Genomic DNA, 18692 nt, shown 5'->3' on the forward strand with positions numbered 1-18692 from the left:
CGAATGAAGGAGCGAGAAGAGTCGGTACGGATTTAATATCCTTGTGGATTCATGCTTTGCCAGCGCCAGTGATCCGCGCACATCTCTTCCAGATTTTTTTCTGCGTGCCATCCCAGCAGTTCACGCGCTTCCGTCGGCGATGCATAACAACTGGCGATATCGCCGGGACGGCGCGGAACAATGTCAAATGGAACAGCACAGCCACTTGCTGCTTCAAAGGCACGCACCGCTTCCAGTACACTGTAGCCCTGACCCGTGCCGAGATTGATCGTGAATCCACCCGGTTGCGTAAACAAGCGGCGGAGTGCCGCGACATGTCCCCGGGCCAGATCTACCACATGAATGTAATCGCGTATGCCGGTGCCATCCGGTGTCGGATAATCATTGCCAAAGATTGCTAGTTTGGCGCGCCGGCCAACTGCGACCTGTGCGACAAAAGGCATTAGGTTATTTGGAATGCCTTGCGGGTCTTCACCGATCAATCCGCTTGGGTGCGCACCTGCCGGGTTGAAGTAGCGCAGTATGCTGATGCGCCAATTTGGATCGGCCTGCATCAGGTCATTCAGAATCTGCTCCACCATTAATTTTGAGCGGCCATAGGGATTAGTCGCTGATAATCTTGCCGACTCCTTGATGGGCACGGATTCCGGGTCACCATAGACGGTGGCAGAGGAACTGAACACAAATCGCTTGACGTTAGCCTCGGCCATTGCTGTCAATAGCGTCACTGTACCTGAGACATTATTATCGAAGTACAACAGGGGCTTTGCTATCGATTCACCCACCGCTTTCAGTCCGGCGAAATGTATGACGGCATCAATTTCGTGTTCCCGCATTACACGGTCCAAAGCCGGACGGTCGCGAACGTCGGCCTCGTAAAAGGTCACCCGACTACAACAGATGCGTTCCACCCGTGCAATTGACTTGCGCGAACTGTTGCGGAGATTATCCAGTGCGACAACAGCGAAGCCGGCCTGCAGCAATTCAACGCAGGTATGTGATCCTATATAACCGGACGCACCAGTAACGAGAATTTTGTTTGGCATGATTAGAATGACTTAAGGGGACATCTCCAAATGCATAGACCCGGCCATCAATGTATGCCAGGTGCTGATTCCGGGTCCTTGCGTTAGCGCGTATATATTGCTGTTCGATATGTACTTTTTTGCCGCTCTATGCACAGTCTTGCCATCACGGTGCTCAGACTCGACCGTAATTGTCCTGCAGCCGAACAATGTCGTCTTCGCCCAAATACGCGCCGGACTGAATTTCGATCAGTTCCAACGGAATTTTTCCGGGATTCTCCAGCGAGTGCACAACTCCGAGTGGAATAAAGGTGGACTGGTTTTCCGTTAGCAGATATTCCTGATCGCCATTGGTGATTTTCGCGGTGCCGGACACCACCACCCAGTGTTCTGCGCGGTGGTGGTGCATTTGTAGCGATAGCTTGGCGCCTTGTTTGACTGTAATACGCTTGACATGAAAACGCGCCCCGGTCCCGATTGAGTCGTACGACCCCCAAGGGCGGAATATTTCGCGATGCTGTGTTGCTTCTGTGCGCTTGGTATCGATCAGATGCGCTACCAGCCTTTTAGCTTCCTGGGCGCTATCGGCGTCCATGATCAACAGGGCATCTGCGGTTTCAATGATGATCGTATTTCGCATGCCTACAGCGGCAATCAAGCGGGCGCTGCCATGCACCAGGCAGCCTTGGCAATCCTGCAGCATGACATCGCCCTGTTTGGCATTATTGTCGCAATCTTTTTCGGAAGCTTCCCATACAGATGCCCATGACCCAATATCGCTCCAGTCAGCATCCATTGCCACCATGGAGGCGTTTTTGGTACGTTCCATTACCGCATAATCGACTGCCTTGCTGGGGCTGCCGGTATATGACTGGCTGTCGAGCCGAATAAAACTCAAATCCTGTTTGGCCATTGCCATGGCCTGACTGCAGGCGGCAACAATTTCCGGCTCAAAGTGCGCAAGTTCTTCCAGATAACGACTGGCACGAAAAATGAACATGCCGCTATTCCAGAAATAGTGTCCGCTGGCGAGATAGTGTTCAGCGGTGGCACGATCCGGCTTTTCCACATATTCGATTACAGGCCGCGCTTGCCCCGGCTCGGCAGTGCCTGCTCGGATATAACCATAACCGGTCTCGGGGCCCAGCGGGGCAATGCCAAAGGTCACCAGGTTGCCTCTTTCGGCAGCGGCTTTTGCTGTGTGAACGGCAGTATAAAAGGCCGCATGGTTTTTAATTACATGATCCGACGGCAGTACCAATAACAAAGGATCGTCGCCCCTGGATAGCGCATGCAAGGCAGCAGCGGCAATCGCCGGTGCCGTATTGCGCCGTGCCGGCTCCAGCAGAATCTGGGCGTGTTCCATGCCGATTTCCCGTAATTGTTCAGCCACCACAAAACGCGAAGTTTCATTGCAGACGAGAATGGCAGGATCGACATTCGCAATACCTGCAAGCCGTTGCATGGTTTGCTGCAGCAGGGTTTCCTTGCCAAGCAAGCGTAAAAACTGCTTGGGGTAAGTCTCGCGCGATAGAGGCCAGAGCCGGGTCCCTGAGCCCCCGCAAAGAATGACGGGAACAAGAGGAGTAGTCATTTTACGGTCGATTCAAAATAAGCTTGCGTATAGGGCTGGATCAGCGGGTGCTGCATTGCCTGGTCCGGTTGCATCCAGATGTATTGGCTATGTTGTTGGCGGGGCAGCGCGAACAATCGATGCTCTGTTTGCAGGAGATAGGCGAGCACAACGTAGTGTGTGCCCGCACCGATGACGCCGGCAAAATTGACATCATAAAAAGGCTCAAAGACGCCGACGAACCGACTCTGTGCAATGTGCATGGTGCAGCCAAATTCGCTTCATTTTTTCGAATTCTCTCACCCGTCACCAACCAGAATCCATGGGCTGGCGCGTTATTGCGCAAACCTAGCAGCACGGCTTCCTCCGAGTCGGTCACTATCAAGTCAATGGCAACCAATGGCGTACGCGCTACCACGCTCGCAAACAATTCTGCCGTCAGGAAGGATCCCGGTTTTGAGCCCGAGACACTGTCGATGTGGCAGGCGTCAGTGACTTCATCCGACAGGATAAGGGGACTAATAGGCATGATTACCCGTCCATCCTTTGAATGCAGTCCAGACAATGATGCGCAAGTCGAGCCAGAACGACCAGTTGTGAATGTAGTAGAGGTCGGATTGCACCCTCTTTTCCATTTTGTCTAAGGTATCGGTTTCACCTCGATGACCATTGATTTGGGCCCACCCGGTAATACCAGGCTTGACCCGATGCCGCAGCATGTATAGCCTTAGAGCATCTTTGTACATCTCATTGTGTTGTAGTGCGTGCGGCCTTGGGCCGACGACCGACATATCTCCCATCAGTACGTTGATGAATTGTGGCAGTTCATCCAGACTGGTGCGCCGCAGGAATTGCCCGATGCGGGTGATGCGCGGGTCGTTTTTGGTAGCTTGCGTGACCTTGCCATGCTCTTGATGCAATTGCATCGAGCGGAATTTATAGATGTTGAATTTTTTCCCATTCAAGCCCAGCCTGGATTGCCGGAACAGCACCGGGCCGGGGGAAGAATATTTGATGCCGATTGCAATCACCGCGAATAATGGCAGCAACAGTATCAGCACGATGGAGGCGAACAGTTTGTCGAACAGGTCCTTGCCGATGCCGCCCAAGCCGCTGGAGCTAGGGCGGTTTAAATCGATTGCAGGCATGCCCAGAAAGTCGATCATCTTGCGGCTCAACATTTGCAAGCTGAAAATATCGGGCATCCAGCGGATATCGACCAGGGTGTTACGCAGTGAATACTGCAGTTGATGTAATTGATCCGATGCGCTCATTGGCAACGTAATCCAGATTTCATGAATGCCATTAGCCGTTACAAAATCATGAATGTCTTCCAGCTGATGAATTTTTACTATTGCGGGGTCTTTGAACTTGTCGGTGTCCCTGCAGGCATGTACGCCTTTTACTTCATAACCGTACCAGTCCTGTTGCAATGCGCGTTTATGCATTTCTTGTCCGACGTGGCCATAACCCACGATTACCACGCGCTTGTTATTCAAGCCATTTTTACGCAAATAGCGCAGTATTGAGTACACCAGTGTTCTGTAGGTCACTAAAAAGATAATGCTGACTACGTACCAGTAAATCAACCACAAGCGTGACAATGCGCCTACGTGGTGGATCAGGAAGCTGAAAAACACTCCGATTAGAAAAACCAGCGCCAAAGTGGCCGCGAGCCGTCCGAACATGTTGGGCATAAGTCGTCCACGCCATGATGCATACAGATCGAATTGTGGGAATAATAAAAAAGCCAGGCCGCTAGAAAAGTAAAGCAGCACGGTGTGAACGGGGGAAGCCATGTCGAGAGAGGTATTGAAATGAAGCTGGCTGGCGAAATGACCGGCCGCCAGCAGCACAAGAACATCCATCAGCCGCATCGAAAATTCCAGCCCGGTAGAATTCTTGAGAATTAAATCATGCATGATCGGCCTGCCATTTCGTTCGTTTGAAGCGCTGCTCAAAAAACAAATTCCTCCGGTGCTTGCGGTACCCTATTGAACGCCGGTGCCTTTTTAGCCAAAAATGATTTTTCCAATGTGCTTTCCTTGCTTACAGAGCTGATTTTCTTTGAATTACTCTTCAAGTTAAATGTCGCTCCGTTCCGAAATAGCCGGTTGGTAATCGTTAGTGCTGGCGTGCTGGCGTTGCCATAAGACAAGTTTTCTACTCAATCACTGGACCGAAGGCGGATCCACAAGAAATGACGGATGTTGCCGGCCAATAAGAATTTCAGGCCCAAGTAATGAATCAATGCTGATCCATTGATAATGTCGAAAACTGATGTTTCGTATCGGAGATTACGCACTGTTCATATCCGGTCTCCCGGCTTGCCTTGCGACGACCTTGTGATTCGTAAGAACAGCAAGAAGGCCAATGAAAAGCAAGTTTTCCTGACACAAACTGAAATTTCAAAACATTCATCAGAGGCACATCATCAATTTGAATTAGTTCTTTCATCTCCGAGTTGATAACTATCAAAGTGCCAATTTTTAAAGAGGGGCAACCCACCCCTTCTATTGTTCAAGCACAAATCTTTTCTTCAGAAGGCGTTGTTGGCCCTATACGACAACCCGATTGATTCGCAATGGAATTAACAAATTGTTACACATCGCCTGCTAACGCGATTGAGGTCCGACAAAGCATGTGACTTTGCGGTGGCGAATGTTGTATCGAAGCCGAACGGGAGGACGAAATGACTATTTATGTAGCACGCAGGAAATATCCGTTGCCGATCGACATGATGAGGATGGCCGGCGCTACACCGGTGTTGCCGGGCTGGCGGGTCGGTTTCAGTAGGACGGGGGTGGAAATTCTGATGCGCGTGGATTTCGCAGCGGGTAGGAAGGAAGTGATTTCACACTGCGCAGTCGGCAGAAAAGCAGAAGAATATTGTGCCGATCCAAGGCAACCGGACCGGCACGAATCGACCGATGGGAGGAAATTAATGCAGCATCACGGGTTGTTGCATCAGAACATCGAATTGACCCAGGAATTCGTCGATTTCTTCAATGCTTGGTTCCGTCGCGATCAAATCCTGCACCTCCTGGCGGAACGATTTCGCCAGCGCGCCGCCGATGAAAATTTCACGCTTGCCTGGCTTGTCCATGATTTCATAGCCGCCAAAGCGCAGGGCTTCACGATTATCGTCTGCGCCAAACTCCACCACGCTGTATTGGTCGCTGTTGTAGATCAGGTTCATATGGACTCCTTGTGGGCCAAGCACTGCAAATTGGTCGGCTATTCCCTTAACGTATGAAATGGGGTTTCGGCATACCGATTTCAAGGTTTAGGATGTCGACGCCCGGAAACTCGCTGTCGAACATTAGTCACATGCACCTGATAATACTAACGGCAAGGTGCAGGATTTCTTAAATCATGAGATCGTCGGTCAGGCTCATCAGCTGATCGTAGGGTGCTTGGGTAAAAAAGAACCGGATCTGCTCGCGATGCGTTGCAGTTGCTAGGCTGACAAAAAGTCTGGAAGGTGGGTGACGCAATAGTCGATTCAGCGTCACCCGCATGATCAGGTTGCCGGTGCAGCACAGGCAACCGGGGGCGATGCGGATAATGTTGAGCGGCGGCGAATGCTGTTCTGTCCCGAACCGCGACACGCCATCCGGCAATCCTTCCAGGATCAGCGCGGTTGTCGCATCCTGGCCGGCGCCGGCGGTGAGCGCTGCTGCGATCGCCGCTTCACGCGAAGCGGCGCATCCGCCAATGACGAGAGTGGTGAGCGTCATTCCCCTTTTTTGGCAAGCTTGTTTGATTCGACGCCCAGTTGTTTCAACTTTCGGTACAGATGGGTTCTTTCCAGTCCGGTTTTCTCGGCGACGCGCGTCATGCTGCCTCCTTCGCGCAACAGGTGATGTTGAAAATACAGTCGCTCGAACGCGTCGCGCGCCTCGCGCAGCGGCAAGTCGAACGACAGGTTGAACGAATGCGTGTCCTGGTGAACCCCCTGCATTGCCGGACGGCTCGTGACATGCGCCACGGTCGACGCAATCGGCGCGCTTGGCGAGGCATGCAAGCCGCGCTGTTCTTCCACCGGCAACAGTACCGGGCGGAGCGGGGTCGCCGACGCACGCGCGGTTTCCTGACCACGGGTCAGTCCCTGCTGCACAGCTTTCAGCAATTTTTGCAGCGCGATCGGTTTTTCAAGGAAATTCATCGCGCCGATACGGGTTGCCTCGACCGCGGTGTCGATCGTCGCGTGGCCGGACATCATGATCACCGGCATCGTCAGCAAACCGTCGCGTTGCCATTCCTTCAGCAGGGTGACACCGTCGGTGTCTGGCATCCAGATGTCGAGCAACACCAGCTCCGGCGCGCCAGCCGCGCGGATCTCGCGTGCCTGTTGCGCATTTTCGGCGGTCTGTACCGCATGTCCTTCATCGCCCAAAATTTCCGAGAGCAACTCGCGGATGCCCATTTCATCGTCGACTACGAGGATGTTTGCCATGTGTTTTCTGCCTTCCTCATTTCACCGGTTCCCGGTTTTATTCTTTGCGCCTGCAATGACCGGGCAATCAATTTTTCAGATTAAGTATCAACTTAAGCAGGTGCCAACTTTAACAGCAAAATGTGTACTTTGGCACCGCTGGTCTCGGATCGGTTCTGGATGTCGACACGGCCACCGTGCTCGTCGATGATTTTTTTCACCATGGCCAGGCCGAGTCCTGTTCCGCGCGGTTTGGATGTTACATAAGGTTCAAATGCACGCTTGAGGATGTTTGGCGCAAATCCCGGTCCGCTGTCGCTGATTGACAGTCGTGCCGCACTGCACACCTCGCCATTGGCATTTTGATAGCGTACCACTTCGGTCACCAAGTCGATCCGGGGGCGGGCTGCATCCTTGTTGCGATCGGACACCGCGTCCTGTGCATTTTGCAGAAGATTGTGAATTACCTGGCGCAGCTGGGTGGCATCGCCCATCACCTGCGGCAACTGCGGCGCCAGCGCCGCATGGATGATATCGCGCTCGTCGCCAGCAACGTACAAATGCAGGATATCCTCGATCAAGCTGTTCAGATCCAGTGGTGACAGCACCGCCGGCGGCGTTCTGGCATAGTCGCGGAAGTCGTCGACCATCCGTTTCATTGAGCTGACCTGATTGACGATGGTCAGTGTACTCTTGTGCAGAATCGCCGCATCCGCTGGCGCCAGTTTGCCTTCCAGTTTCATTTGCAGGCGTTCCGCCGACAGCTGGATTGGCGTCAGTGGATTCTTGATCTCATGCGCCAGCCGGCGCGCCACCTCGCCCCACGCAATTGAACGCTGTGCCGAGATCACGTTCGAGATATCGTCGAATACCACGATATAACCGTTGCCGTCCTGCACCGGCAAGCGCGAGCCGCGCGCCAGCAGCGTGATGTCATGCCCGGCTGCGCCGGTGGCGCTCAGTTGCGGGATTTCGATCTGCTGCTGCCAATGCACATCATCGACGCCGCCTGCCGCCTGCGCGCTTTGCTCGCTGAACGACTTGATCACGACGTCGCCGAATGGTCGCAGGCCGTCGATGGCGGTCAGGCTTTGGCCGACATAGGCCTCGAAATCGTGCTGTAGGATGCGTTCGACCGATTCGTTGCAGCTGACCAGATGGAACTCGCCATCGAGCACCATCACGCCGGCCGACATATTGGCCAGCACCGATTCCAGATACGCTTTGGCGTTTTCCAGTTCGGCACGGTTCTTTTCGACCGCGGTGCGGGCGTCAAACAATTGCCGCGTCATGGTATTGAAGGATTGTGTCAGCGTACCAAGCTCGTCATTGCTGGCAACGATCGGACGCGGCGACAGATCGCCTTCGGCCACTGCCTTGGTGCCCTCGGCCAGTACCAGCAAGGGCTTGGCCAAATTGGTCGCGATCAGGAAGGCGCTGGCGACGGCGCCGAAGATCGCCAGCAGCAGCGTCAGCACCAACGTCGAGATATACATCTTGCGCAGGCCGGAGCGCGCCAGCGAACGCTCCTGATATTCGCTGTAGGAGACTTGCAGTGCTCTGGCGTTGTCGGCCAGCGAGGCGGGCACCGGTTGGATCAACTGCAGATAGTGGGTCTCGCCCTGGAGTGCGAGCGGATTGGACGAGCCCGGGATGGCAATCACCACGCGCAGGCGCAGGCCGCTGGCTTCCGCTGGCGGCCCCGTCTTGGGAGCTGAGGTTTCGTGGTCCGCATCGTTATTGTTTTCGATCACGGAGAAACCGCGCGACATACGGGCCTGGCGCAGCATGCTGGCACTCGGCAGCTCGGGGAGCAACGCCGCCAGCCGTCCACCATCAGTCGCGATGATTTTGCCGTCGGCGGTCAGGATGGTCGCCTCCTGCATCTGGCCTTGGTCGCGCATCCGTGACAACTGGGTCGCTTGCGCCGTCTCGCTCAGATCGGATAGCTCGAGCGCCATATTGTGTGCCTTGGTGGCAAGCTCGGACAGCGATCCATCGAGCGCGGCCTGGCCGAGATTGATCCCCGATTGCAGCGCCGATTCGACCTTGATGTCGAACCAGGATTCGATCGAGCGCGACACGAATTGCACCGAAACCACGAAGATCACGACGCCCGGCAGAATGCCGATCACGGCGAACAGCAACACCAGCCGCGCCGTGAATCTGGAGCCAAATTTGCCGCGCCGGTAGCCCTTGTAAAAGCGGGTCAGCATCAACAGCACCAGCAGCAGCAGGGCGGTCGCCATCAATGCGTTCAGCCCCAGTAGCCAGGTGTAGTGGCGCTCGAAAAAACTGGAATTATCGGCTGCCGATGCCAGCAAAAACAGCAGGATCCCGGAGACGGCACCGCCGACGATCAATAGATAACGCAAGGTGCGGGTCACTTCTCGTCGACCTTTTCTGCCTTGTAAGTGAAGCGCTTCCAGTCCGACGACAGGCGCCAGTCGCTGTTGTTGAGGGCGTTGACCTGGAACGGTTTCGACAATTGCGTGACGTCGAGCGCGGTGCGCACCGCGACGTTATAGGTCTCGCCCACTTTCAAGGCGCCCTTTTCGGCCACGACCCAGCGCCGCGGGCGCCGCACCAGCGACAGCGCGTCGTCGAGGCTGTTGAAATTCTGCTGCAGGCTGCCGCTGATGGCGGCCTGGTAATGGCGGGTCCAGAAGTTGTACGAGATCTTGATGGTTTGCGACGTGATGATCGCTTTCTGGTCGAACCAGTACCAGCGCGGCCGTGTAATCTCGACCTCGGTGGTGAACGACAGCGTCAGGCCGCGCGTGATCGCATCCTCCAGGCCGCGATTGAGATCGAATGCGAAGGTGGCCGACAGCTTGGTGCCCTCGTCGGTGGCTTCCAGATGGGCTTGCGTGATCTCGATATTGTCGGCCGCGGCCGCCGCCAGTGACGGCACCAACAACGCGCACGCCGTCAGCCAGCACGCCAGCATGGCAAACAGTCGTCGGTTAATGGCGGCGGTGAACAGAGATCAACTCCCGGGCAATGTCTAAATCGATCAGGACGTGACGCGCAACGCGCTATTGACTGGACGTTTTCTGAAACAGCGCATAAAACAGACCATCGTGATCATCCTCTTTGCCGACTGTAGGGAGCAATTGACCGGGTGCGGGCAAGCGGGTTGCCTGATTGCGCATGGCGAATGCGGCTGCCTGCGCCTCGGATTCCTGGGGCCAGAGCGAGCACGTGACAAAGAGCAATTTACCATTGGGGCGCAGCATCTGCCAAAGATTGTCGAGAATTTCCTTGGATAGTGTTGCAAGTTGGAGCGTGTCGGCCTTGCGTCGCAGCCAGCGGATGTCCGGATGGCGGCGCACGATGCCCGATGCGGTGCACGGTACGTCGGCCAGGATGCGGTCGAACTGGCGGCCATCCCACCATTGCCGGTTGCTGGCGTCGCCGACCGTTAGCGTGGCCGACAGTTGCAGGCGTTGCAGGTTTTCCTCGATCCGCACCAGCCGCCGGGCGTCGTGGTCGAGCGCGGTCAGGTCGAGCACGGCGGTTTCCAGCAAATGGCCAGTCTTGCCGCCCGGTGCCGCGCAGGCATCCAGGACCCGCATGCCATCGCTCACGTCCAGCAGGGTAGCAGCCAGTTGCGCGGCGGCGTCCTGTACCGACGCCATGCCGTCGGCAAAGCCGGGGATCTGCGCGACCGGCAGCGGTTTGTCGAGACGCACCGCGCTTGACCCGATCGGCTGTGCCGCGATGCCAGCTTGCGTCAGGGTTTGCAGATACTCCGGTACCGTGGTGCGGCGAAGGTTGACGCGCAAAGTCAGCGGCGGCGCACTATTGCCGGCAACCAGGATTGCTTGCCAGTCGTGCGGATAGGCAGACTTGACGGCATCGATCCACCACTGCGGATAATTCCAGGCCGCGACCGGCTGCAATTGCGCGGTCTGCATCAGTGCGATGCGTTCGCGCAGGAAGCGTCGCAGCACGGCGTTGACCATGCCCTTGGCATGGGCGATATCGGGGTGCGCGGCAGCCGCGGTGACGGCCTGATCGACCACTGTGAAGTCGTCGTAGGGCAGGCCGCCGTCGGTTTCGCTTGGATTGCACAGCAGACTCAGCGCGCAGCACAGCAAGCCATGCAGCAGCGCCGGATCGGGCGCCTTGCTGGTCATCATGCCAAGCAGGGTCTCGGCCCGGCCCAGTTGGCGCATCGCGCGGTAGGCAATGGCCTGGATCGCGCCGCGGGCCTGTGGGCTGGGATCGCTGTGCTCAAAAATTTTCGCCAGTGCCTGCGGCAACGCGGTGCCGGCCTTGACTTGCGCCACCGCCTGCGCCGCGCCGAACAGCGCGAATGCCAGCGACTCGTGCGGCAATTTGGTTTTGAAATTGGGCTGCAGGCTGCGCCCGCTGCTCGGCAGTTCACTGGCGCTCGGGATCGATACCGCGCTCGGCGCCGAACCGGGCCCGGAGGCGGGTTTCAATTTGATGCGCACCGGTTTCGGTGCCTTTTTGACGGTGATTAGCGGACGTTTTTGCATCAGTTTTTGGTGAGTACGAGTTTGGCGCCGAGCGCGATGAAGGCTGTGCCGACGGTGCGCTCCAGCCATTTTTTGATTTGCGGGTTATGGCCGGCATGCCGCGCCAGCGTGCCGGCCAGCAGCGCGGTGCCGCTATTCCAGAGGGTCGACATCAGCAGAAATACCGCGCCCAGCAATAAAAAGGCGAGCGTCTTGTGCGGCGAATCGCGGTGCACGAATTGCGGGAAGAAGGACAGGAAGAACAGGATCACTTTCGGATTCAGGATATTGGTCGCCACTGCCTGCCAGAAAATTTTGGGCAGCGGCCGCACATCCAGCATGACCGGCGTATCGGCCGCGGCGTTGGCAGGTTTGGCCAGCAGCATGCGCAGGCCCAGATAAATCAGATAGGCGCCGCCGGCCAGCTTGACCAGCAGGAAGGCAGTGGCGGAAGCGGCCAGAATCGCGGACAGGCCGAGCGCCGAGGCTAGCGCGTGGAACACGCAGCCGGCCGAGATACCGAGCGCCGACACCAGCCCCGCGGCGCGGCCTTGCGCCACGCTGCGCCCGACGATGTAGGCGGTGTCCGGACCGGGCGTGGCATTCAATAGCAGCACGGCCATGCAAAACAGGCCGAAGTCGGTGATGCCGAAGGGGGGCATGATGAAATGGGTCGCTGGCAAAATGGAAAGGCTAGATTGTAGCGGTTGTGCTGGCTTAAGGGCATTTGTGCCGGGTCGCGGCTTTCAAACAGGTGAGCGGAACAGCAGGAAATGATGCCATTGCAGGCTGGCAAAGTGGCCCGCGCTGGCACAGCCGCCGCGGGTGTCGCAGCAGCTAGGCAATGCGTCGATCCACATCGAGCCAGGCGCGGACATCCGCAAACACCCGCTGGGCATCGATCTCGTTGAAAATTTCGTGATAAAAACGGTCATAGCAATGCATCTTGCGCAATTCCTGCGGCAGTTGCCTGAAGAAAAGATGACTGCCTTGCGCATCAACCAGCCGATCGTCGCCGGCCACCACCATCAGGACCGGAATCGCAAGCGTCGCTGCCTGCGCCTGGCAATCGGCCACGGCCGCGCGCATGCTGTGCAATAAACGCGCGCTGATTCGGCCGTGCACGAGGCGGTCGCTGTGGTAGGCCACGGCGACGGCCGGGTCATGCGACAAAAATTGCGTTTTCAGGCCATTCGGCACAGCCAGGCCGGGCGCAATGGCCGACAGTATTTTGAGTAGCAGCAGTTGCCCACGCGACAGCGGTAGCGCGAGCGCCGGTGACGACAGTATCAGGCCGGCCAGAGGCATTTTGGCGGCCAGCGCCAAGCGCGCCGCAAACAGGCCGCCCATGCTGTGACCAAACAACAGCGGCGGAGCGCCAAGCTGATGCGCGAAATCGCCGATGACAATTTCGGCATCCTGCAGCAACGTGTCCTGATGCGGCACGTCGCCGCGCGGGCCGCCTGAGCGACCGTGGCCGCGATGGTCGTAGATGCGCACCGACCAGCCGCAATCATTGAAAAAGCGTGCAACATGACGGTAGCGACCGCCATGTTCGCCCAGGCCATGCATCAGCACGATGCCGCCACACCTGCCGGCAGTGTCATCGACCATAAAATCGGTAAATGACAGCGCCGTACCGTCGGCCGCGTTCAGCACCGCCGGGGTATTCAGCGTTAAGTCAGCCGGCATTTCGGGGTGCATTCAGTGGCGGCACGCAGTTGATGCAGCTACTTACACGCTGCAGTCACTTACACGCCCCAAAGGATGTCATATCCGCCTTTATGTGCCTCGCGCAGCATTTCCAGCAGCGGATAGGCACGCGCCGAGAAACTGACCGCTTGCGGCGGTTCATGCTCGTTGTCGTCGCCGAAATCGCCATGATGCGCATGGATGTCGTGCTGCACTTCATCCGAAGTCGGGTGGGCGCGGCTTTCGGCAACTTCTGCTTCCAGCTTGGTGAGTGCGGTCCCGGCTTCCGACGCCGTAATGACGCCACGTTTGGCGTCCTTGTGCAGCAAATTGAGAATGCGCCTGGCATGCTCCTCGTACATCGTGACGGTGGCGGTAGCTTTTGATTTGAATGTGATCAACATAGCGAGCCTAATCATGTAAGTGGCGATGATGAAAACATAACACGAATCCTTACTTCCAGTATCTGACATTCAGTACGGACAGGCAAGCCTGGACGCGTGGTTGGCGCCTGGAAAATTCATGCGCCGATCCTGCTGCAATAAATATACTGGCTAATCAAATCAATTGTTCCGCAATGAAATCATGCGAATAATCATGATACTCCAGCAAAAAAGGAAGGGTGTACGGTCGTGTGGGCGCTGCGCAACAGGGCCGATTCAATTGAGCTTGAACGAGGTCAAGAAAGTGTCGACCGCATCGCGCGACACCGCCTGCGGCTTGCCGATCACGATCAGCTGGTAAATGCGCTGATCCTGTGCGATGAAGCGCGCGATCAGCAGCGTTGGTTCGGCCGTCGCGCCGCGCACGCCTTCCGCCTCGATCGACAGCGAACTGGTCTGCCGCTTACCGCCTGGCGCTCCCTGCGCGGCGGCCGCGCTGCTCTCGCTCTTGACGGTGCCCTTGATGTTGCTGACCAGTGCCTTCTTCATCGCCGGCAGCGCCGCCTGGGCCTTGGCGGCGTCGGGCAATTCAGCGGTGCCGATCGCAAATGTGACGCCATCGACTTCGGCTGCGGTCATCTGCATCGTCACCGTGGTGCCGTTGAGGTTGATCTGGCGCGCGATCGACGACGGTTTGGCCGGCAGCACCACCACAAACGGCGCGTCCTTGCCGTGGACTTCGCGCCAGTCGAACTTGGGCGAGCAGGCCAGCAATAGCAGGGTGCAGGCGCTGACCGCCAGCACGCTGCGGCCAGTAGCGCGCAACAGCGCACGGGGATGCAGGGCAAGGGAATTTTTTGGCATGGTTTTTGGTGACGATGAGGTGGTTGAATGCGTTGATTTCCGCGGCGACTCCCGCGATCATGCCGCGCTTGCGGCCCTAAGTCTTGTGCGCTGGAACACGTGCACTCCCAGCAATACGCCGAGGCACAGCAGTAGCACGCCGGTCAGCACCTGTGGCGGCGGCATGCTGCCACGCAGGATGAATGCATACAGCAGCGCGGCCAGCGTTTCAAACACGATCAACTGCCCGGCCAGCGAGGTCGGCAGGCGCTGGCTGGCCTGGTTCCACAACAGCGTACCGAGCCACGAGGCGAGCAGTCCGATCACCAGCATGATGCCGATGAACAGCTGCGGTCTGGGTCCGAGCGGGAAGGCGTACGCGCCGCCGCTGACATGGCTGAACAGCCCGTAGCCGGCAAAGCCGAGCAGTGCCAGCGGCAAGGTTGCCAGGCCCTGCGCGGTGGCCCAGGTCGATGAAGCAAGATTCGGATGCGCCTTCAGGTGGCGCCCGTTCATGATCGGGTACCAGGTCCACGCCGCCACCGCGCCCAGTGTGATCGCGCAGCCCAGCGCGTAATCTGCCGGCGTGCGGCCGGCGCCGCTCCCGTGCGGTAGGTGCGGCATCTGCTTCATGTGCGCCAGTTCGCTGCCGTTGACCAGCATCAGACCGGCCGCAATAATCAGCAGCGGCAGTGCCAGCGAGCGCCACGCGACGGTTTCCGACGGATGGCCGGGCAGCAGATTCGCGCACACCGAAATCACCACCGGCAGCGTGCCGATCAGCATGGTCGGCAGCGGTGCATCGGCCAGCTGGATGCCGGTCGCCAGCGCCGCGTAATACAGCAGATTGCCGACCAGCGCCAGTTTCAGCGCGGCGATCCAGTCGGCCCGACGCAGGGCCACGATGCGGCGCCAGTCGAACAAGGCCGGCACCAGGGCGATCAGGCCGAACGCGATATAGCGGGCAAATGACAGCACCAGGCCGGGATAGTCACCCAGCAGCAGCGGTGCGATAAATACCAGGCCCCACAGCAGCCCGGCGCCGAGCGCGCACAAGATTCCAATGAACATCGGGGCGCCGCTCAACGTTCGCGCAACGCACGCCGATACTGGATCGCCTCGGCGATATGCGTCGCACCGATGGTCGCGGCGCCGGCCAGATCGGCGATGGTGCGCGCCACCTTCAGCACGCGATGATAGGCGCGTGCCGACCAGTTCAGTCGCGTCATCGCGCTGCGCAGCAGCTGTTCGCCGGCCGCATCGGGTTTGCAGTGCTGGTCGATTTCCGTGGTGGACAACAGGTTGTTGGCCTTGTCCTGCCGTCCCAGTTGCAGCGCAAACGCGCGCTCGACCCGGGTTGCGACCGCACTCGATGGCTCGCCTTCGCCTTGCTTCATCAGCTCGTCCTGGGCCAGCGCACCGACCTGGATCTGCATGTCGATCCGGTCCAGCAGCGGCCCGGAGATGCGGTCCTGATAGCGCGCCACATGATCGGGCGTGCAGCGGCATTTGCCGGAAACGTGTCCCAGATAGCCACATGGACAGGGATTCATCGCCGCAATCAGCTGGAAGCGCGCCGGAAAATCGGCCTGGCGCGCCGCGCGCGAAATCGTGATCTGGCCCGATTCGAGCGGTTCGCGCAGCACTTCCAGGACCTTGCGATCGAACTCCGGCAATTCGTCCAGAAACAGTACGCCGCGATGCGCCAGCGAGATTTCGCCGGGGCGCGGCGTGCCGCCGCCACCGACCAGCGCCACGCCGGACGCGGTGTGATGCGGCGCACGATATGGTCGTTGCTTCCAGCGCGCGATGGAGAAGCCGCTGGTCAGCGATTGCACTGCCGCCGATTCGAGCGCTTCCTGATCCGTCATCGGCGGCAGGATGCCGGGGAAGCGTGCCGCCAGCATGGTTTTGCCGGTGCCGGGCGGGCCGATCAACAGCACGCTGTGATTGCCGGCGGCGGCCACTTCCAAGGCGCGCTTGGCCTGCTGCTGGCCCTTGACCTCGGCAAAATCCGGATATTGCGGCCGCACCGCGGCGGCCGCGGGGCGATGGCGCTGCAGCCTTGCCTCCGGATCGCTGGCGCCGAAGTGGGCGCACACCTGCAGCAGCGATTCGGCCGGATAAATACTGGCGTCGCGCACCAGCGCCGCCTCATCGGCATTGGCGCGCGGCAGGATGAAGCCGCGCGGCTTGTGGTCGCGACCGCGCTCGCCGCTGCCGTCATGCATCGCAAAGGTCATCGCCAGCGCGCCGCGGATCGGGCGCAACTCGCCCGACAGCGACAGTTCGCCGGCGAATTCATACTGGTCGAGCTGGTCGCCCGGGATCTGGCCCGACGCCGCCAGGATCCCGAGCGCGATCGGCAGATCGAAGCGGCCCGATTCCTTCGGCAGGTCGGCCGGCGCCAGATTGACCGTGATGCGCTGCGCCGGGAAGTCGAAGCGCGCGTTCTGCAGCGCGGCCCGCACCCGATCCTTCGATTCCTTGACCTCGGTTTCCGGCAGCCCCACGATGGTGAAACTCGGCAGGCCGTTGGCCAGATGCACCTCGACGGTGACTTCGGGCGCGTGCATGCCAGCCAGCGCGCGGCTCTTCAATACGGCCAGGGTCATCGTCGACTCGGCGGCTTAGCGCGGCAGCTTGGCTTCAAGCTCCGCCACGCGCGCTTCCAGCACGTCGAGCTTGGCGCGGGTCTTGGCCAGCACCTGCGCCTGCACGTCGAATTCTTCGCGCGTGACCAGGTCGAGCTTGGCAAAGCCCTGGCTCATCAGCGCCTTGACGTTCTTTTCGATGTCCTTGGCGGGTGAATTTTCCAATGCCTGGTTGATCTTGGCCTGCATGTCGTTGAAGAAATTCTTGTCCATCGCTGTCCTCTGTCTCGGTTGGGCCGCACCAGTTTGGTGCGGTCGGCGGTAAATCGGTATAAATCTGGTGCGCTGCAAACGCGCTGTCCTTGCCATTTCATCATAGTCCGCGCCGCGTCGGGTGGCAAAAGGGCTGAATCGGCGTCAATTAATCCCCTGAGCACCTGGCACGAGTCCTGCTAATGCTAAAGGGAAACTTGTTCGTTCGCCATTTTATTGTGCAAAACCGTCTCCAGGGAACTAAGATGAAAAAATTGATACTTGCAGTCGCCGTGTCCGCCGTCGCCGGCGGCAGTCTTTGCGCCATGCCGGCGTGGGCCGAAGATGCCAAGCCGGAGCACGAAGTCAGCTTCAATGCCAGCCTGGTCAGCGATTACCGCTATCGCGGCATTTCGCAGACGCGGCTGGATCCAGCGCTGCAGGGCGGCGCCGATTATGTCCACAACCCGTCCGGGTTCTACGCCGGTACCTGGCTGTCGACCATCAAATGGGTCAAGGACATCGGCAACGGCGCCGGCAGCACGCCGCTGGAGTGGGATCTGTATGCCGGCAAGAAGGGTGAACTGGTCAAGGATGTGAGTTATGACGTCGGCGCGCTGGCCTATGTCTACGTCAACAATAAGCTCGACGACGTGCCCGGCTTCAAGAACGCCAATACCTTTGAAATCTACGGCCAGCTCGGCTACGGTCCGGCCTATATCAAGTATTCGCATGCGCTGACCACCCTGTTCGGCATCCCGGACAGCAAGAACAGCGGTTACGTGGACCTCGGCGCCAATGTCGACCTGGGCAGTGATTTCACCTTGAACCTGCACGCCGGCTATCAAAAGGTGCGCGGCGTGAATGACTCGGCCGCGACCTACAGCGACTACAAGATCGGCGTCAGCAAGGTCTTCAACCAGCTTGGCGGCGTCACGCTGGCGGTGGCCGCGGTCGACACCAACGCCGACGAGACGTTCTATGCGTCGCCGGCTAACGGCAAGTTCATGGGCAAGCGTGCGCTGGTGGTTTCCGTCGCAAAAACTTTTTAAGCGAGGCTCACATGAAAATGATTACCGCCATTATCAAACCGTTCAAGCTCGACGAGGTGCGTGAAGCCTTGTCGGCGATCGGGGTGCAAGGCATCACCGTCACCGAAGTCAAGGGTTTCGGCCGCCAGAAAGGCCATACCGAGCTGTATCGCGGCGCCGAATACGTGGTCGATTTCCTGCCCAAGACGCGGATCGAGGCAGCAGTCGACGACGCGCTGGTCGAGCATGTGATCGAGGCGATCGAAACCTCGGCTCGCACCGGCAAGATCGGCGACGGCAAGATTTTTGTGAGCGCGCTGGAACAGGTGGTGCGGATCCGCACCGGTGAAACCGGCAATGACGCACTGTAAGGG

19 protein-coding genes are annotated in these 18692 nt (G+C 58.5%); 2 read left to right on the top strand and 17 right to left on the bottom strand.

Annotated elements, in window-relative coordinates; genetic code table 11:
* Positions 1–32: 32 nt before the first annotated feature.
* From galE to ACFOFO_RS14875, 17 genes are all read right to left on the bottom strand, one after another.
* Entirely contained in the window at positions 33–1046 is a 1014-nt protein-coding gene (galE, locus tag ACFOFO_RS14795) for a UDP-glucose 4-epimerase GalE (protein ID WP_390321942.1), read from the bottom strand.
* A 154-nt stretch (positions 1047–1200) separates the two neighbouring features.
* Entirely contained in the window at positions 1201–2619 is a 1419-nt protein-coding gene (locus ACFOFO_RS14800; protein ID WP_390331892.1) for a mannose-1-phosphate guanylyltransferase/mannose-6-phosphate isomerase, read from the bottom strand.
* A complete protein-coding gene (locus ACFOFO_RS14805) occupies positions 2616–2861 on the bottom strand; it encodes an NUDIX hydrolase (protein WP_390331893.1) in 246 nt (81 codons plus the stop codon). The genes ACFOFO_RS14800 and ACFOFO_RS14805 overlap by 4 nt, the downstream gene beginning before the upstream one ends.
* Before the next feature lie 255 nt (positions 2862–3116).
* Positions 3117–4559: an undecaprenyl-phosphate glucose phosphotransferase gene (locus tag ACFOFO_RS14810; RefSeq protein ID WP_390331895.1), complete on the bottom strand. Its 1443-nt coding sequence runs from the start codon at positions 4557–4559 to the stop codon at positions 3117–3119.
* Between the two features lie 980 nt (positions 4560–5539).
* A complete protein-coding gene (locus ACFOFO_RS14815) occupies positions 5540–5797 on the bottom strand; it encodes a BTH_I0359 family protein (protein ID WP_390327833.1) in 258 nt (85 codons plus the stop codon).
* Between the two features lie 169 nt (positions 5798–5966).
* Positions 5967–6338 carry a GTPase gene (locus ACFOFO_RS14820; protein ID WP_390331896.1) on the bottom strand — a complete coding sequence of 124 codons (372 nt, stop codon included), beginning with the start codon at positions 6336–6338 and terminating at the stop codon, positions 5967–5969.
* Positions 6335–7057 carry a response regulator gene (locus ACFOFO_RS14825; protein ID WP_390321949.1) on the bottom strand — a complete coding sequence of 241 codons (723 nt, stop codon included), beginning with the start codon at positions 7055–7057 and terminating at the stop codon, positions 6335–6337. Before ACFOFO_RS14825 ends, ACFOFO_RS14820 begins: the two co-directional genes overlap by 4 nt.
* Positions 7058–7149: 92 nt before the next feature.
* Complete coding sequence (locus tag ACFOFO_RS14830) at positions 7150–9423, bottom strand: sensor histidine kinase (RefSeq protein WP_390321951.1); 2274 nt, start codon at positions 9421–9423, stop codon at positions 7150–7152.
* On the bottom strand, positions 9420–9986 hold the full coding sequence (locus tag ACFOFO_RS14835; RefSeq protein ID WP_390321952.1) for a DUF4390 domain-containing protein: 567 nt from the start codon (positions 9984–9986) through the stop codon (positions 9420–9422). The genes ACFOFO_RS14830 and ACFOFO_RS14835 overlap by 4 nt, the downstream gene beginning before the upstream one ends.
* Positions 9987–10074: 88 nt before the next feature.
* Positions 10075–11544, bottom strand: coding sequence for a 16S rRNA (cytosine(967)-C(5))-methyltransferase RsmB (gene rsmB / locus ACFOFO_RS14840; RefSeq protein ID WP_390321953.1), 1470 nt, complete (start codon positions 11542–11544; stop codon positions 10075–10077).
* Positions 11544–12185, bottom strand: a complete 642-nt coding sequence (locus ACFOFO_RS14845) for a LysE family translocator (RefSeq protein ID WP_390321954.1) — start codon at positions 12183–12185, stop codon at positions 11544–11546. The genes rsmB and ACFOFO_RS14845 overlap by 1 nt, the downstream gene beginning before the upstream one ends.
* 175 nt (positions 12186–12360) lie before the next feature.
* The gene (locus ACFOFO_RS14850; protein ID WP_390321956.1) at positions 12361–13215 is read right to left on the bottom strand and encodes an alpha/beta hydrolase; all 855 of its coding nucleotides are present in this window, start codon (positions 13213–13215) and stop codon (positions 12361–12363) included.
* 59 nt (positions 13216–13274) lie between these two features.
* Positions 13275–13619, bottom strand: a complete 345-nt coding sequence (locus ACFOFO_RS14855; RefSeq protein ID WP_390321957.1) for a DUF1840 domain-containing protein — start codon at positions 13617–13619, stop codon at positions 13275–13277.
* 255 nt (positions 13620–13874) lie between these two features.
* A complete protein-coding gene (locus ACFOFO_RS14860) occupies positions 13875–14462 on the bottom strand; it encodes a hypothetical protein (RefSeq protein WP_390321959.1) in 588 nt (195 codons plus the stop codon).
* Between the two features lie 57 nt (positions 14463–14519).
* Positions 14520–15512 carry a DMT family transporter gene (locus tag ACFOFO_RS14865; RefSeq protein ID WP_390321960.1) on the bottom strand — a complete coding sequence of 331 codons (993 nt, stop codon included), beginning with the start codon at positions 15510–15512 and terminating at the stop codon, positions 14520–14522.
* 11 nt (positions 15513–15523) lie between these two features.
* Positions 15524–17056 (bottom strand): YifB family Mg chelatase-like AAA ATPase, encoded by a 1533-nt coding sequence (locus tag ACFOFO_RS14870; protein WP_390321961.1) that lies wholly within the window; start codon positions 17054–17056, stop codon positions 15524–15526.
* A 15-nt stretch (positions 17057–17071) separates the two neighbouring features.
* Entirely contained in the window at positions 17072–17308 is a 237-nt protein-coding gene (locus tag ACFOFO_RS14875; protein ID WP_390321962.1) for an accessory factor UbiK family protein, read from the bottom strand.
* A 245-nt stretch (positions 17309–17553) separates the two neighbouring features.
* On the opposite strand from ACFOFO_RS14875, the gene ACFOFO_RS14880 reads away from it, so the two are divergent.
* Both ACFOFO_RS14880 and ACFOFO_RS14885 read left to right on the top strand, forming a co-directional pair.
* Positions 17554–18339 carry a TorF family putative porin gene (locus tag ACFOFO_RS14880; protein ID WP_390321963.1) on the top strand — a complete coding sequence of 262 codons (786 nt, stop codon included), beginning with the start codon at positions 17554–17556 and terminating at the stop codon, positions 18337–18339.
* A gap of 11 nt (positions 18340–18350) precedes the next feature.
* Positions 18351–18689 carry a P-II family nitrogen regulator gene (locus ACFOFO_RS14885; protein WP_390321964.1) on the top strand — a complete coding sequence of 113 codons (339 nt, stop codon included), beginning with the start codon at positions 18351–18353 and terminating at the stop codon, positions 18687–18689.
* Positions 18690–18692: the final 3 nt, after the last annotated feature.

Source organism: Pseudundibacterium arcticum (genome assembly GCF_042646465.1).
GTDB classification, from domain to species: Bacteria; Pseudomonadota; Gammaproteobacteria; order Burkholderiales; family Burkholderiaceae_D; genus Undibacterium_A; species Undibacterium_A arcticum.

Excerpts from the sequence above, each read along its gene's own strand:
- ACFOFO_RS14805 (WP_390331893.1), bottom strand. The coding sequence starts at position 2,861 with ATGCACATTGCACAGAGTCGGTTCGTCGGCGTCTTTGAGCCTTTTTAT.
- ACFOFO_RS14800 (WP_390331892.1), bottom strand. The coding sequence starts at position 2,619 with ATGACTACTCCTCTTGTTCCCGTCATTCTTTGCGGGGGCTCAGGGACC.
- ACFOFO_RS14865 (WP_390321960.1), bottom strand. The coding sequence starts at position 15,512 with ATGTTCATTGGAATCTTGTGCGCGCTCGGCGCCGGGCTGCTGTGGGGC.
- ACFOFO_RS14845 (WP_390321954.1), bottom strand. The coding sequence starts at position 12,185 with ATGCCCCCCTTCGGCATCACCGACTTCGGCCTGTTTTGCATGGCCGTG.
- ACFOFO_RS14825 (WP_390321949.1), bottom strand. The coding sequence starts at position 7,057 with ATGGCAAACATCCTCGTAGTCGACGATGAAATGGGCATCCGCGAGTTG.
- ACFOFO_RS14820 (WP_390331896.1), bottom strand. The coding sequence starts at position 6,338 with ATGACGCTCACCACTCTCGTCATTGGCGGATGCGCCGCTTCGCGTGAA.
- ACFOFO_RS14885 (WP_390321964.1), top strand. The coding sequence starts at position 18,351 with ATGAAAATGATTACCGCCATTATCAAACCGTTCAAGCTCGACGAGGTG.
- galE (WP_390321942.1), bottom strand. The coding sequence starts at position 1,046 with ATGCCAAACAAAATTCTCGTTACTGGTGCGTCCGGTTATATAGGATCA.
- ACFOFO_RS14875 (WP_390321962.1), bottom strand. The coding sequence starts at position 17,308 with ATGGACAAGAATTTCTTCAACGACATGCAGGCCAAGATCAACCAGGCA.
- ACFOFO_RS14855 (WP_390321957.1), bottom strand. The coding sequence starts at position 13,619 with ATGTTGATCACATTCAAATCAAAAGCTACCGCCACCGTCACGATGTAC.
- ACFOFO_RS14835 (WP_390321952.1), bottom strand. The coding sequence starts at position 9,986 with ATGCTGGCGTGCTGGCTGACGGCGTGCGCGTTGTTGGTGCCGTCACTG.
- ACFOFO_RS14860 (WP_390321959.1), bottom strand. The coding sequence starts at position 14,462 with ATGCCAAAAAATTCCCTTGCCCTGCATCCCCGTGCGCTGTTGCGCGCT.
- ACFOFO_RS14870 (WP_390321961.1), bottom strand. The coding sequence starts at position 17,056 with ATGACCCTGGCCGTATTGAAGAGCCGCGCGCTGGCTGGCATGCACGCG.
- rsmB (WP_390321953.1), bottom strand. The coding sequence starts at position 11,544 with ATGCAAAAACGTCCGCTAATCACCGTCAAAAAGGCACCGAAACCGGTG.
- ACFOFO_RS14880 (WP_390321963.1), top strand. The coding sequence starts at position 17,554 with ATGAAAAAATTGATACTTGCAGTCGCCGTGTCCGCCGTCGCCGGCGGC.
- ACFOFO_RS14815 (WP_390327833.1), bottom strand. The coding sequence starts at position 5,797 with ATGAACCTGATCTACAACAGCGACCAATACAGCGTGGTGGAGTTTGGC.
- ACFOFO_RS14850 (WP_390321956.1), bottom strand. The coding sequence starts at position 13,215 with ATGCCGGCTGACTTAACGCTGAATACCCCGGCGGTGCTGAACGCGGCC.